At 58.3% G+C, this 14725-nt stretch carries 11 protein-coding genes; 10 read left to right on the top strand and 1 reads right to left on the bottom strand.

Annotation, left to right across the window (positions count from 1 at the left end):
* Positions 1-74 precede the first annotated feature (74 nt).
* The 8 genes from dnaE (at position 75) to ispD (ending at position 11515) form a co-directional block, all read left to right on the top strand.
* Positions 75-3596, top strand: coding sequence for a DNA polymerase III subunit alpha (gene dnaE / locus AB3G35_RS21505; RefSeq protein ID WP_369782121.1), 3522 nt, complete (start codon positions 75-77; stop codon positions 3594-3596).
* A 184-nt stretch (positions 3597-3780) separates the two neighbouring features.
* Complete coding sequence (locus tag AB3G35_RS21500; RefSeq protein ID WP_016781995.1) at positions 3781-4728, top strand: acetyl-CoA carboxylase carboxyltransferase subunit alpha; 948 nt, start codon at positions 3781-3783, stop codon at positions 4726-4728.
* Between the two features lie 124 nt (positions 4729-4852).
* Complete coding sequence (tilS, locus tag AB3G35_RS21495) at positions 4853-6169, top strand: tRNA lysidine(34) synthetase TilS (RefSeq protein WP_369782120.1); 1317 nt, start codon at positions 4853-4855, stop codon at positions 6167-6169.
* Between the two features lie 272 nt (positions 6170-6441).
* The gene (locus AB3G35_RS21490) at positions 6442-8073 is read left to right on the top strand and encodes a CTP synthase (RefSeq protein WP_029611550.1); all 1632 of its coding nucleotides are present in this window, start codon (positions 6442-6444) and stop codon (positions 8071-8073) included.
* Between the two features lie 5 nt (positions 8074-8078).
* Entirely contained in the window at positions 8079-8924 is an 846-nt protein-coding gene (gene kdsA / locus AB3G35_RS21485; protein ID WP_016781998.1) for a 3-deoxy-8-phosphooctulonate synthase, read from the top strand.
* A gap of 153 nt (positions 8925-9077) precedes the next feature.
* Positions 9078-10367: a phosphopyruvate hydratase gene (gene eno, locus AB3G35_RS21480; protein WP_016781999.1), complete on the top strand. Its 1290-nt coding sequence runs from the start codon at positions 9078-9080 to the stop codon at positions 10365-10367.
* A 168-nt stretch (positions 10368-10535) separates the two neighbouring features.
* Positions 10536-10814 carry a cell division protein FtsB gene (ftsB, locus tag AB3G35_RS21475; protein WP_016782000.1) on the top strand — a complete coding sequence of 93 codons (279 nt, stop codon included), beginning with the start codon at positions 10536-10538 and terminating at the stop codon, positions 10812-10814.
* Positions 10811-11515: a 2-C-methyl-D-erythritol 4-phosphate cytidylyltransferase gene (gene ispD / locus AB3G35_RS21470; RefSeq protein WP_340078877.1), complete on the top strand. Its 705-nt coding sequence runs from the start codon at positions 10811-10813 to the stop codon at positions 11513-11515. Before ftsB ends, ispD begins: the two co-directional genes overlap by 4 nt.
* A 115-nt stretch (positions 11516-11630) precedes the next feature.
* On the opposite strand, the gene AB3G35_RS21465 is transcribed toward ispD, so the two are convergent.
* Positions 11631-12536 carry a LysR substrate-binding domain-containing protein gene (locus tag AB3G35_RS21465; RefSeq protein WP_016782002.1) on the bottom strand — a complete coding sequence of 302 codons (906 nt, stop codon included), beginning with the start codon at positions 12534-12536 and terminating at the stop codon, positions 11631-11633.
* Between the two features lie 108 nt (positions 12537-12644).
* Here AB3G35_RS21465 and AB3G35_RS21460 point away from each other — a divergent pair, with 108 nt between their 5' ends.
* Both AB3G35_RS21460 and fghA read left to right on the top strand, forming a co-directional pair.
* Complete coding sequence (locus AB3G35_RS21460; protein ID WP_016782003.1) at positions 12645-13757, top strand: S-(hydroxymethyl)glutathione dehydrogenase/class III alcohol dehydrogenase; 1113 nt, start codon at positions 12645-12647, stop codon at positions 13755-13757.
* Between the two features lie 67 nt (positions 13758-13824).
* Positions 13825-14670: an S-formylglutathione hydrolase gene (gene fghA / locus AB3G35_RS21455; protein WP_369782116.1), complete on the top strand. Its 846-nt coding sequence runs from the start codon at positions 13825-13827 to the stop codon at positions 14668-14670.
* Positions 14671-14725: the final 55 nt, after the last annotated feature.

Here is a 14725-nt window from a genome sequence, read left to right as displayed (position 1 = left end):
AAGGCTGATGTTTTTGCCAAGGCCCGGTACAATCCGGGCCTTGTTGTTTCTCAAAGCTTATAGACAGGATCACCATGCCGGCTTCATTCGTTCACCTGCGCCTGCACACTGAATACTCCCTGGTCGATGGCCTGGTGCGGATCAAACCGCTGATCAAGACCCTGGCCGGCATGAATATGCCTGCCGTCGCGGTGACTGATCAAAACAACATGTGCTCCCTGGTCAAGTTCTATAAGGCGGCGATGGGCGGCGGGATCAAGCCGATCAGTGGCGCAGACCTGTGGCTGTCGAACAAAGACCCGGAAAACCCCCTCAGCCGTATCAGCCTGCTGGCGATGAACCCATTGGGTTATCGCAACCTCACTGAGCTGATTTCCCGTGGTTACATCGATGGCCAGCGCAATGGCCAGGTGATCATTGAGCGCGAATGGGTCGCCGAGGCCGCAGATGGCCTGATCATGCTGTCGGCAGCCAAGGAGGGCGAGATCGGTGTCGCGCTGATCAGTGGCAACATTGAAGAAGCCGAGGCCCTGGCCCGCGAATGGATGGCGGTATTCCCTGACCGCTTCTATCTCGAAGTGCAGCGCACCAAGCGTCCCAATGACGAAGAGCACCTGCATGCGGCTGTGGCCCTTGCAGACAAGATTGGCGCGCCGCTGGTGGCGACCAACGATGTGCGCTTTATCAAGCAGCAGGACTTTGAGGCTCACGAAACCCGCGTTTGCATTGGTGAAGGCCGCGCGCTGGATGACCCGCGCCGCTCCAAGAATTACAGCGATCAGCAATATCTGAAAAGCGCCGAGGAAATGGCCGAGCTGTTCAGTGACTTGCCCGAGGCGCTGGCAAACACGGTCGAAATTGCCAAGCGCTGCAATATCGAAGTGAAGCTGGGTACGCACTTTTTGCCCAACTTCCCGATCCCCGATGGCATGACCATCGATGAGTATTTCCGCAAGGTGTCGTTTGATGGCCTGGAAGAGCGCCTGAGCGTTCTGCTGCCCAGGGACACCACCGAGGATTACGACACCAAGCGTCAGGTGTATGTCGACCGGCTGAATTTCGAGCTGGATATCATCATCCAGATGGGCTTCCCCGGTTACTTCCTGATCGTGATGGACTTTATCCAGTGGGCCAAGAGCAACGGCGTACCGGTAGGGCCGGGCCGTGGGTCGGGTGCCGGATCGCTGGTGGCCTATGTGCAGAAGATTACCGACCTGGATCCGCTGGAATACGACCTGCTGTTCGAACGTTTCCTTAACCCGGAACGGGTATCGATGCCCGACTTCGACGTCGACTTCTGCATGGATGGTCGCGACCGGGTAATTGAATATGTGGCCGAAAAATACGGCCGCAACGCAGTAAGCCAGATCATCACCTTCGGTTCGATGGCCGCGAAGGCGGTTATCCGTGACGTGGCGCGGGTGCAGGGCAAGTCCTACGGCCTGGCGGACCGTCTGTCGAAGATGATTCCGTTTGAAGTGGGCATGACCCTGGAAAAAGCCTTCGAGCAGGAAGAAATCCTGCGCGACTTTATCAAGGTCGATGAAGAGGCTGCGGAAATCTGGGAAATGGCCCGCAAGCTTGAAGGCGTTGTGCGTAACGTCGGCAAGCACGCCGGTGGTGTGGTTATCGCGCCGACCAAACTGACCGACTTCTCGCCGATTTATTGCGACGAAGAGGGCGGTGGCCTGGTAACCCAGTTCGACAAGGATGACGTTGAGTCGGCTGGCCTGGTGAAGTTCGACTTCCTCGGTCTGCGAACCCTGACGGTGATCGACTGGGCGCTGAAAACCATCAACCGCGATCGTGCCAAGGTCGATGAGCCGCCGCTGGATATCGCCTTTATCCCGCTGGACGACAAACCGACCTACCAGTTGCTGCAAAAGGCCGAGACCACCGCGGTGTTCCAGCTTGAGTCGCGCGGCATGAAAGAGCTGATCAAAAAGCTCAAGCCCGACTGCCTGGAAGACTTGATCGCACTGGTGGCCCTGTTCCGTCCGGGCCCGCTGCAGTCAGGCATGGTTGATGACTTTATCAACCGTAAGCACGGCCGCGCCGAACTGGCGTACCCGCACTCGGACTATCAGTACGAAGGCCTCAAGCCCGTATTGGCCCCGACCTACGGCATCATCCTGTATCAGGAACAGGTGATGCAGATTGCCCAGGTCATGGCCGGTTATACCCTTGGCGGCGCAGACATGCTGCGTCGGGCCATGGGCAAGAAAAAACCCGAAGAAATGGCCAAGCAACGTGGCGGTTTCATCGAAGGTTGCGCCAATAACAATATTGACGCGGACCTGGCGGGTAACATTTTTGACCTGGTGGAAAAATTCGCCGGTTATGGCTTTAACAAATCCCACTCCGCAGCCTACGGTCTGGTGTCGTACCAGACGGCCTGGCTGAAAACCCATTACCCGGCGCCATTTATGGCCGCGGTACTGTCGGCGGATATGCACAACACCGACAAGGTGGTGATCCTGATCGAAGAGATTCGCAGCATGAAGCTGCGTCTCGATGCGCCGGACGTGAATGCCTCCGAGTTCAAGTTCACGGTAAACGATGAAGGCCGGATCATTTATGGTCTTGGGGCGATCAAGGGGGTGGGCGAGGGGCCGGTCGAGGCAATTACCGAGGCGCGTCAGGACGGCCCGTTCAAGGATTTGTTCGATTTCTGCGCCCGGGTTGATCTCAAGCGTATCAACAAGCGTACTCTTGATGGCCTGATCCGTAGCGGTGCCCTTGACCGCCTGGGGCCGTTTTTCCATGACGAGCCCAAGGCCTGGCAAGCCAACATCGATCAGAACCGTGCGGTGTTGCTGTCGGCGCTGGAAGAAGCGATCAAGGCAGCTGAACAAACTGCGCGCACCCATGACAGCGGCCACGCCGACCTGTTTGGCGGCTTGTTCGTCGAGGCCGATGCGGACGTCTATGCCAACCACCGCAAGGCCAGGGAACTGACGCTCAAGGAGCGACTCAAAGGCGAGAAGGACACGCTGGGCCTGTACCTGACCGGTCATCCGATTGACGAGTACGAAGGTGAAATCCGCCGCTTTGCCCGTCAGCGCATTATTGATCTCAAGCCTGCCCGTGATACCCAGACCGTTGCCGGGATGATTATTGCGTTGCGGGTGATGAAGAACAAAAAAGGCGACAAGATGGGCTTTATCACCCTCGACGACCGCTCGGCGCGCATTGAGGCTTCGTTGTTTGCCGAGGCGTTCCATTCGGCGCAGTCGCTGTTGCAGACCGACGCGATGGTGGTGGTCGAAGGCGAGGTCAGTAATGACGACTTCTCCGGTGGTCTGCGCCTGCGGGTCAAGCGCGTGATGAGCATGGAAGATGCGCGTACCAGCCTGGCCGAGAGCTTGCGCCTGAAAGTCAGTCGCGATGTGCTCAAGGGTGAGCAACTGCGCAATCTGGGCGAGCTGCTGAAGAAACATCGCGGTGCCTGCCCCATCACGATGGAGTACACCGGCGAAGAGGCCAAGGCCATGCTGCAGTTTGGCGAGACCTGGCGGATCGATCCGGCGGACAGCTTGATTCAAGCCCTGCGTGACCAGTTCGGGCGAGACAACGTCTTCCTCCAATACCGTTGACGGTCAGGTGCCCTAGCTGCGCCCTGACCTCGACCTGAATTTTTAATCTCGACCTGAGAGCGCCTGTCCCTTAAGGTAGGCGCGATACAGATCAACCGGCTGCCCCAGTTCGGTACGAAACGCCAGCAAATGCTGGGCTTTTGACCTTCTGGCATGCTTTGCCGCCGACCCAAGACGGATGCTTATGAACCCGAATTTTCTTGATTTCGAACAGCCGATTGCTGACCTGCAAGCCAAAATCGAAGAGTTGCGCTTGGTTGGTAATGACAATTCGCTGAATATCAGCGATGAAATCTCTCGTCTGCAAGACAAAAGCAAAACGCTGACTGAAGATATTTTCGGCAAGCTGACCAGCTGGCAGATTGCCCGTTTGGCCCGTCACCCGCGTCGTCCCTACACGCTGGACTACATCGATCACATCTTCACCGAGTTCGATGAGCTGCATGGCGACCGCCACTTTGCCGATGATGCTGCCATCGTTGGCGGTATTGCCCGTCTGGACGATCAGCCTGTGATGGTGATTGGTCACCAGAAAGGCCGTGAAGTGCGTGAGAAGGTGCGCCGCAACTTCGGTATGCCGCGCCCTGAAGGCTATCGCAAGGCCTGCCGTTTGATGGAAATGGCCGAGCGCTTCAAAATGCCGATCCTGACCTTTATCGACACGCCGGGTGCTTACCCGGGTATCGACGCTGAAGAGCGCAACCAGAGCGAAGCCATCGCCTGGAACCTGCGTGTCATGTCGCGCCTGAAAACCCCGATCATCGCTACTGTTATCGGCGAAGGCGGTTCGGGCGGTGCATTGGCCATTGGCGTATGCGACCAGTTGAACATGCTGCAGTACTCGACCTACGCGGTGATCTCGCCGGAAGGTTGTGCCTCGATTCTGTGGAAAACCGCCGAAAAAGCGCCGGATGCTGCTGAAGCGATGGGCATCACCGCCGAGCGTCTCAAAGGCCTGGGCATCGTCGACAAGGTGATTGGCGAGCCATTGGGCGGCGCGCACCGTGACCCGGCAGCGGCTTCTGCGAGCATTCGTGCCGATCTGATTTCCCAGCTCGACATGCTCAAGAAGCTGGATCACGAAGCCCTGCTCAAGCGTCGTTATGATCGTTTGATGAGCTACGGTCTCTGATTAAAAGCTGACCCTCACCCCAACCCTCTCCCGGAGGGAGAGGGGGCTGATTGGGTGTTCTCTCGCAATCGCGTGCGGTCAGTCCCCTCTCCCTTTGGGAGAGGGCCAGGGTGAGGGGCTTTTAATGGCTGACATGCCAATTCTACTTCTGCAAGCCCTCAGCCCCTGGCGCAACGCCAAGGCCTGGCATGTCGCGCTCTCCGGCGGTCTCGATTCGACTGTACTGCTGCACCTTCTAGTTCAATTGCGTCAAACCCATTCAATACCGCCCATTACCGCTGTCCATGTCCATCATGGTCTCCAGGCGGAGGCTGATGCGTGGCCGGCCCATTGCCAGGCACTGTGTGACGGGCTGGGGGTGTCCTTGCAGGTGATTCGCGTGCAGGTGCAGGCGGGTGCAAGCGTCGAGCGTGCCGCCCGGGATGCGCGTTATCAGGCCTTTGCTGCGCTCACTGGCGATCTGGATGTGCTGCTGGTGGGGCAGCACCGCGATGATCAGGCCGAAACGCTACTGTTTCGACTGTTGCGCGGGGCAGGGGTCAGTGGTCTGGCGGCCATGCCGCGCCAGCGTCGCCTGGGGGCAGGGCAACTGTGTCGGCCCTTGCTGGACGTGTCCCGCGCCCAGCTTGAGGCCTACGCCCGAGAGCAAGGGCTGAGCTGGATTGAAGACCCTTCCAATGCTCAGACAGATTTTTCCCGCAACTTCCTGCGCCATGAAGTCTTTCCGGGCCTGCTTCGACGCTGGCCCCAGGCCGCCGCCAGCATGGCCCGCAGCGCGGCGCATTGTGCCGAGGCGCAGGGTCTGCTGGACGAACTGGCTCGCCAGGATCTGCACGCTGCGGGCTCTGCCGGCGAGTTTGCCTGGCTTGGCTTGCCCTCCCTGGAACTGGCCACCCTCGCCAGCCTGTCACCTGCCCGGCAGCGCAATGCCTTGCGTCACTGGCTGGCGACGTTTACCTCGCTGCCGGACACCGACCATTGGGCGGGCTGGGAAGCGCTGCGCGATGCCCGCAACGATGCCCGGCCGGTCTGGAAACTCGCCGAGGGTGAGCTGCATCGCGCGGCAGGGCGCATCTGGTGGTTGTCCGGCGACTGGCTGCGCCAGCCGGTTGCGCCCGTGCCCTGGGATCAGCCCGAGCAGGCGCTGGTACTGCCGGGTAATGGCCGGGTGCGCTTTGTCGGGGATATTCCGGATGGCGCCCTGCAGGTGAGCTATCGTCAAGGAGGCGAAGTGATGACGCTGCCCTCGCGTGGCCATCGCGACCTCAAGCGTCTGCTCAATGAGAGTGGCGTGCCGTTGTTCGCCCGTGGCAGATTGCCGCTTGTGTACCGAAACGGGCAGTTATTGGCCGTGGCAAACCTCCAGGGACTGGACTCAAGCCCCTGTGGACGCTGGCAATTGCAGTGGCTGCCAACTTCGAGCGATCAAGGTTTGAGCTGAAAGGGGGTTTCCGGTAGACTACGCTCCCTTCTTGATACAACTTCTGTGGATTCACCAGAATTACAGACGTTGCCGATTACCAAGCAGTCTTTGCTGGGCGATTTTAAAAAAATGTATGGCTTGTATCGAACCGGTGGTTGCCATCGGTCTGTTCCAACGCAGCAGTTTTTCAAAAGGTGCACTGTGACTAATGCTGGTGATTGGGGGCTTCGGCCTTCCTTCGCTTTCCCCGGCGGCTCTGACCGCTTTAACGCAGACTTCTAGGGTTTTTCATGACGCGCTACATCTTCGTCACGGGCGGTGTTGTTTCTTCATTGGGGAAAGGCATTGCCTCGGCTTCATTGGCAGCCATCCTGGAGGCGCGGGGACTTAAGGTCACCATGCTGAAGCTGGACCCCTACATCAACGTTGATCCGGGCACCATGAGCCCGTTCCAGCACGGTGAAGTGTTCGTCACACACGACGGCGCCGAAACCGACCTGGACTTGGGCCATTACGAGCGGTTTATCCGCACGACCATGACCCAGAACAACAACTTCACCACGGGCCGTGTTTACGAACACGTCCTGCGCAAGGAGCGCCGTGGTGATTACCTGGGTGCAACCATCCAGGTGATTCCGCACATCACCGACGAAATCAAACGTCGAATCATCAAGGGCGCCGGCGATGCCGACGTAGCGATGGTTGAGATTGGCGGCACTGTGGGTGACATTGAGTCGCAACCGTTCCTCGAAGCTATCCGTCAGCTGCGCATCGAAGTGGGCGCCAAGCGCGCCATGCTGATGCACCTGACTCTGGTTCCGTACATCGCCACCGCTGGCGAAACGAAAACCAAACCTACACAGCACTCGGTTAAAGAGCTGCGTTCCATCGGCCTGCAGCCAGACGTCCTGATCTGCCGTTCCGATCACCACGTTGATGTGTCCTCGCGTCGCAAGATCGCGCTGTTCACCAACGTTGAAGAGCGCGCCGTGATTTCGCTGGAAGACGCCGACACCATCTACAAGATCCCGGGCATGCTGCACGCTCAGGGTCTGGATGATTTCGTGGTTGAGCGCTTCGGCCTGGAATGCAACAGCGCCGACCTGTCCGAGTGGGACAAGGTGGTCGACGCCAAGCTCAATCCAGAGCACGAAGTCACCATCGCGATGGTCGGCAAGTACATGGAATTGCTGGACGCGTACAAGTCGCTGATCGAAGCGATGAGCCACGCCGGTATTTCCAACCGTACCAAGGTCAACCTGCGTTATATCGACTCCGAAGATATCGAAAACAAAGGCACCGAACTGCTTGAAGGCTGTGATGCCATTCTGGTTCCGGGCGGCTTCGGTCTGCGCGGCGTCGAAGGCAAGATCACGGCGGTTCAGTATGCACGTGAGAACAAGGTGCCATACCTGGGTATCTGCCTGGGCATGCAAGTAGCGGTGATCGAGTTCGCACGTAACGTGCTGGGCTGGAAAGACGCCAACTCCACCGAATTCGATCGCAGCAGCGGCCACCCGGTCGTGGGTCTGATCACCGAGTGGGAAGACGCCACCGGTGCCGTCGAAACCCGTACCGAAACCTCCGATCTGGGCGGCACCATGCGTCTGGGTGCGCAGGATTGCCAGCTGCAAGCCGGTTCCCTGGTTCACGACTGCTATGCCAAGGACGTGATTGTTGAACGTCATCGTCATCGCTATGAAGTGAACAACAACCTGTTGCCGCAACTGACCGAAGCAGGCCTGAAAGTGACCGGTCGCTCCGGTGACGGCGCGCTGGTAGAAGTGGTTGAAGCACCGGATCATCCTTGGTTCGTCGCTTGCCAGTTCCACCCGGAGTTCACCTCCACGCCACGTGATGGCCATCCACTGTTCACCGGTTTCGTCAAGGCTGCACTGGCGCAACACGAGAAGAAGGCGTAACCAGAATGGCGCAAAAGATTATCCGTGTAGGCAATATCGAAATTGCCAACGACAAGCCAATGGTCTTGTTCGGTGGCATGAACGTGCTGGAAAGCCGTGATATGGCCATGCAGGTGTGCGAAGAGTACGTACGGGTTACCGAAAAGCTTGGTATCCCTTACGTGTTCAAGGCCAGTTTCGACAAGGCCAACCGCTCATCTGTCAGCTCTTACCGTGGCCCTGGCCTCGAAGAAGGCATGCGGATTTTTCAGGACATCAAGGCTGCTTTCGGTGTGCCGCTGATCACCGACGTCCACGAGCCTGCGCAAGCAGCCGTGGTCGCCGAAGTCTGCGACATCATCCAGTTGCCGGCATTCCTGTCGCGTCAGACTGACCTGGTCGTGGCCATGGCCAAGACCGGCGCCGTGATCAACATCAAGAAGGCCCAGTTCCTTGCACCCCAGGAGATGAAACACATCCTGAGCAAGTGCGAAGAAGCGGGCAATGACCAGTTGATCCTCTGCGAACGTGGCTCCAGCTTTGGCTACAACAACCTTGTTGTCGACATGCTGGGCTTCGGCATCATGAAGCAGTTCGAATACCCGGTCTTTTTCGACGTGACCCACGCGCTGCAAATGCCGGGTGGTCGCTCGGACTCTGCCGGTGGTCGTCGTGCCCAGGTAACCGACCTGGCCAAGGCTGGCATCAGCCAGAGCCTGGCAGGTCTGTTCCTGGAAGCACACCCGGATCCTGACAACGCCAAATGCGACGGACCTTGCGCCTTGCGTCTGGACAAGCTGGAGCCATTCCTGGCCCAGCTGAAGTCGCTGGATGAGTTGGTTAAAAGTTTTCCGACAATAGAAACCGCGTAATCCTCGTTTCTCCGGTAAAGTACCGCACGATTTCTCGGGCCTCAGGGCCCGAGCCTTATCGCCCGCAAGGCTGCCCGCTTTTTGACCCTTGCCGCCGATAACAATATTTCCCTCAGCTGCGTCGTTTTCGTCAACTTTGGAGTATTTACAACAATGGCAAAGATCGTCGACATCAAAGGTCGTGAAGTTCTCGACTCCCGTGGCAATCCCACTGTGGAAGCGGACGTGCTTCTCGACAACGGCATCATCGGCAGCGCTTGCGCGCCGTCCGGTGCTTCCACCGGTTCCCGTGAAGCGCTGGAACTGCGTGATGGCGACAAAAGCCGTTACCTGGGCAAAGGCGTGTTGAAAGCCGTTGCCAACATCAACGGCCCGATTCGTGATTTGCTGCTGGGTAAAGACCCGGTTGACCAAAAGGCGCTGGACCACGCGATGATCGCGCTGGACGGCACTGAGAACAAAGGCTCCCTGGGCGCCAACGCCATCCTGGCCGTGTCTTTGGCTGCGGCCAAGGCTGCTGCCCAGGACCAGGACCTTCCGCTGTACGCCCACATCGCCAACCTGAACGGCACTCCGGGTGTTTACTCGATGCCGGTGCCGATGATGAACATCATCAACGGTGGCGAGCACGCTGATAACAACGTCGATATTCAAGAGTTCATGGTGCAGCCGGTTGGCGCCAAGACCTTCTCCGACGCGCTGCGCATGGGCACCGAAATCTTCCATCACCTCAAGGCTGTGCTCAAGGCTCGTGGCCTGAACACCGCAGTGGGCGATGAAGGTGGTTTCGCACCTAACCTGGCGTCCAACGAAGATGCACTTAAAGTGATCTCCGAAGCTATCGCCAACGCCGGTTACACCCTGGGCACCGACGTGACCCTGGCACTGGACTGCGCGGCCAGCGAATTCTACGAAGACGGCAAGTACAACCTGTCGGGTGAAGGCCAGGTCTTCAGTTCCGAAGGTTTCGCCGAGTACCTGAAAGGTTTGACCCAGCGCTACCCGATCATCTCGATCGAAGACGGCCTGGACGAGTCTGACTGGGATGGCTGGAAAATCCTGACCGACAAAATCGGTGAGAAAGTTCAGCTGGTGGGCGACGACCTGTTCGTGACCAACACCAAGATCCTGAAAGAAGGCATCGATAAAAAGATCGCCAACTCGATCCTGATCAAGTTCAACCAGATCGGCACCCTGACCGAAACCCTGGAAGCCATCCAGATGGCCAAGGCGGCTGGTTACACCGCTGTGATCTCGCACCGCTCCGGCGAAACCGAAGATTCCACCATTGCCGATCTGGCTGTGGGTACTGCGGCTGGCCAGATCAAGACCGGTTCGCTGTGCCGTTCGGATCGCGTTTCCAAGTACAACCAATTGCTGCGCATCGAAGAGCAATTGGGCGCAAAAGCCAAGTACAACGGTCGTGGCGAGTTTCGCGGCTGAGTACTTAATGGTAAAAAGTCAGCAGGCAGTGTCGGAAAATTCGCCAAGTCGGGTCTTTTGACACTAGTCTGATGCTTCTGTATACAAGCCTGGTTCGTCCAGGCTTTGTACTATTCGTTGTTTACGTTTGTCGGCATGGCTGTCTTTTCACTGGATACCTGATATTCGATGCGCAGTCCCAATTGGTTGTTTCTTATCTTGCTCTTGCTGCTGGCAGGCCTGCAGTATCGCCTGTGGGTGGGTAATGGCAGTTTGGCGCAGGTGACTGACCTGACCCAGCAAATAGCCGATCAGCGTGCTGAAAACGAAATCCTGCTTGAGCGCAACCGCGTGCTGGATGCGGAAGTACTCGAGTTGAAAAAAGGCATGGAGACCGTTGAAGAACGTGCTCGCCATGAGTTGGGCATGATCAAAGAGGGTGAAACCCTCTATCAGTTGGCCCAATGAGTTTTTCGTCACCGGCCTTTTGGGCCGTGATTCCTGCCGCGGGTGTGGGTGCCCGTATGGCCGCGGACCGTCCCAAGCAATATTTGCAGTTGGGCGGGCGCAGTATTCTGGAACACAGCATCAGCTGTTTCCTCGACCACCCGGGCCTCAAGGGGCTGGTGGTCAGTGTCGCGTTTGATGACCCTTTCTGGCCGTCCCTGCCGTGTTCTGGCGACCCTCGTGTGGTGCGGGTCGATGGCGGGCGCGAGCGTGCCGATTCAGTACTCAATGCGTTGTTGCACCTGCATGCCCAAGGCGCGGCAGATGACGACTGGGTGCTGGTCCATGATGCCGCGCGACCGAACCTGTCTCAGGAAGACCTCAACAAACTGCTGAGTGAGTTGGCTGACGACCCCGTAGGTGGTTTGTTGGCCGTTCCGGCACGAGACACGCTCAAGCGCGTGGACAAAAACGGTCGTGCGGTTGAAACCATTGATCGCAGCCTGATCTGGCAGGCGTATACGCCGCAGATGTTCCGCCTGGGAGCTTTGCACCGTGCCTTGGCAGACAGCCTGGTAGCCGATGCGACCATCACCGACGAGTCCTCGGCGATGGAGTGGGCAGGGCTGGCGCCACGCCTGATTGAAGGGCGCTCGGACAATATCAAGGTCACCCGCCCGGAAGACCTCGAATGGCTGCGGTTGCGTTGGGCGAACCGCTGATCAGAACCTGCTGAGGTTCTTGTGGGAGCGGGCTTGCTCGCGATGGTGTCACCTCGGTTTGCCTGACAGACCGAGTCGTCTGCATCGCGAGCAAGCCCGCTCCCACTGTTAAAAACTACTGCACCCTCTCCTGATATTCCTCCCGTTTGGCCAAGCCTTCCTTCAAATAATCCACCAATTTTCTGACCTTGGGCGACAAGTGCCGCTGTTGCGGGTAAAGCGCCCACACGGCCGTGTTGGGCGGCTGGTGGGTGTCGAGCAAGGACACCAGCGCTCCGCTCTTCAAATGCTCCAGCACGTAATAGTCCGGTAACTGACACAGCCCTACACCCTGCAACGCAGCATCCAGCACCGCCTGCCCACTGTTGCAGCGCCAGTTCCCCTGTACCCGCTGCGAAAATTCGCGACCATCCTGCTGCAATTGCCACAGGTCTGAACTGCCAATCAGACAGTTGTGCCGGCTCAGTTCCGACAGGCTATGGGGCCGACCATAGCGTTCCAGATACGAAGGCGAGGCGCACATATACATGCGTCTGGGGGCAAGCCGCGTGGCCACCAGCCTTGAGTCCTGCAAGCGGCCCAGGCGAATCGCCAGATCAAGGCTTTCATGCACCAGATCCAGCGGGCGGTTGCTCAGCTCGATATCGACCCGTAACTGCGGATACAACCCCATAAAACGCGTCACCAGCGGCACGATAAAACGCTCGCCATAGGCCACAGCGCAGGTCATGCGCAGCATGCCTTTGGGCTCGCTGGCCAGGTCACCAATGGCCCGCAGCGCTTCTTCGCGGCCATCTTGCAGGCGCTGGCAGTGCTGCAAAAAGGTTTGCCCGGCTTCGGTCAGCGTGACCTTGCGGGTACTGCGATAAAACAGGCGGGTTTGCAACCGTTCTTCCAGGCGCGCCACCTGACGGCTGATATGGGATGAAGAGACGCCCAGGCGCTCGGCCGCCGCAGTGAATTGGCCGCATTCGGCCACGGCGACAAATTCGTCTATACCTTCCCAGCGGTTCTCATTCATGGTTGATTATCCCTGAATAGCAATAATGTTTTGCTTTTGCCCGGATTATTAATCACTCAGCGCTGATTTACACTCGGCGTCTTGTTTTTACTTTGCTGGAGACCATCGATGATCAAGTCACGTGCTGCCGTAGCGTTCGAGGCCAAAAAGCCGCTGGAAATCGTGGAAGTAGACGTTGCCATGCCCAAGGCTGGCGAAGTGCTGCTGCGGGTTGTGGCCTCGGGTGTTTGCCATACCGATGCCTACACGCTGTCGGGCGCAGACCCGGAAGGCATCTTCCCGTCGATCCTGGGCCACGAAGGCGGTGCGATCGTTGAAGCGATCGGCGAAGGCGTGACTTCGGTTGCGGTCGGTGATCATGTGATCCCGCTGTACACGCCTGAGTGCGGCAAGTGCAAATTCTGCCTGTCGGGCAAGACCAACCTGTGTCAGGCCATTCGCGCCACCCAGGGCAAGGGCTTGATGCCGGATGGCACTACGCGCTTCTCCTACAAAGGCCAGCCGATTTTCCACTACATGGGTACTTCGACCTTTTCGGAGTACACCGTGCTGCCGGAAATCTCGGTCGCGAAAATCCAGAAAGATGCACCGCTGGAGAAGGTGTGCCTGCTGGGTTGCGGCGTGACCACCGGGATCGGTGCGGTGCTCAACACCGCCAAGGTCAAGCCGGGTGACACCGTGGCCATCTTCGGCCTGGGCGGCATTGGCCTGTCGGCGGTGATTGGTGCAGTGAAAGCCAAGGCTGCACGGATCATCGCCATCGATATCAACCCGGCCAAGTTTGAAATTGCCCGGCAGTTGGGTGCTACCGATTGCGTGAACCCGAAAGACTTCGATCGTCCAATCCAGGAAGTGATCGTCGACATGACCGATGGCGGTGTCGACTTTTCCTTCGAGTGCATCGGCAATGTGCAGTTGATGCGTGCGGCATTGGAATGCTGCCACAAGGGCTGGGGCGAATCGGTGATCATCGGCGTCGCCGGTGCCGGCCAGGAAATTTCCACCCGTCCATTCCAGCTGGTGACCGGTCGCGTCTGGCGCGGTTCGGCCTTTGGCGGCGTGCGCGGTCGTAGCGAATTGCCAAGCTACGTCGATATGGCGCAAAGCGGCGAGATCCCGCTGGATACCTTTATCACCCACACCATGGGCCTGGAAGATATCAATAAGGCTTTTGACCTGATGCATGAAGGCAAAAGCATTCGTACCGTCATCCATTTCTAATTAACAGCGGTAAGTCTAAACACCGCTCCCACAGGAGTGGTGTTTTTCTTGCAGTCTGGAGCTGCCCATGACATTGGAAAATATCTCCTGCCAGAAGAGCTTTGGCGGATGGCACAAGCGTTACAAGCATCGCTCGCACGTGCTGGGTTGTGACATGGTGTTTGCCGTGTACCTGCCGCCACAAGCGGAGCAGGGCGCAAAGTTGCCGGTGCTGTACTGGCTGTCGGGTTTGACCTGCACCGACGAGAACTTCATGCACAAGGCCGGCGCGATGAAGATGGCCGCCGAGCTGGGGCTGATCATTGTGGCGCCGGACACCAGCCCCCGTGGCGACGGTGTACCTGATGACCCGCAGGGCGCCTGGGACTTTGGCCTTGGCGCCGGTTTTTACCTGAACGCAACCCAGGAGCCTTGGGCTCAGCATTATCGGATGCATGATTATGTCGTTCAGGAATTGCCCGACCTGGTCGAGGCGCATTTCCCGGCTTCACAAAAACGCGGTATCAGCGGGCACTCGATGGGCGGGCACGGTGCGCTGGTGTGTGCGTTGCGCAATCCCGGACGTTATCAGTCCGTGTCGGCCTTTGCCCCGATCAGCAATCCGATGGATTGCCCCTGGGGGCAAAAGGCATTCAGCCATTACCTGGGTGAAGAGCGTGCGCGCTGGCGTGAGTGGGATGCCAGTGTGCTGATTGGCGAAGCCAGTGAAAAACTGCCTTTGCTGGTCGATCAGGGCGATCGCGATGACTTCCTGGCCGTTCAGCTCAAGCCTGAATTGCTGCAACAGGCTGCCAAACTGGCCGATTACCCGCTGACCTTGCGTCTGCAACCGGGCTACGACCATAGCTATTTCTTCATCGCCAGTTTCATCGATGACCACTTGCGTCATCACGCAAAAGCGCTAAGTGCCTAATAGCGCCCAATGTTGGTCAAAGTAGGTAGAATCACGCCCTGACTTAATCGGGGCG

It is taken from the genome of Pseudomonas sp. WC2401 (genome assembly GCF_041200115.1).
Lineage (GTDB): Bacteria > Pseudomonadota > Gammaproteobacteria > Pseudomonadales > Pseudomonadaceae > Aquipseudomonas > Aquipseudomonas fragi.
The sequence above is the reverse complement of the archived record's forward strand: the minus strand, read 5'-3'. Positions and strand labels throughout refer to the sequence as shown.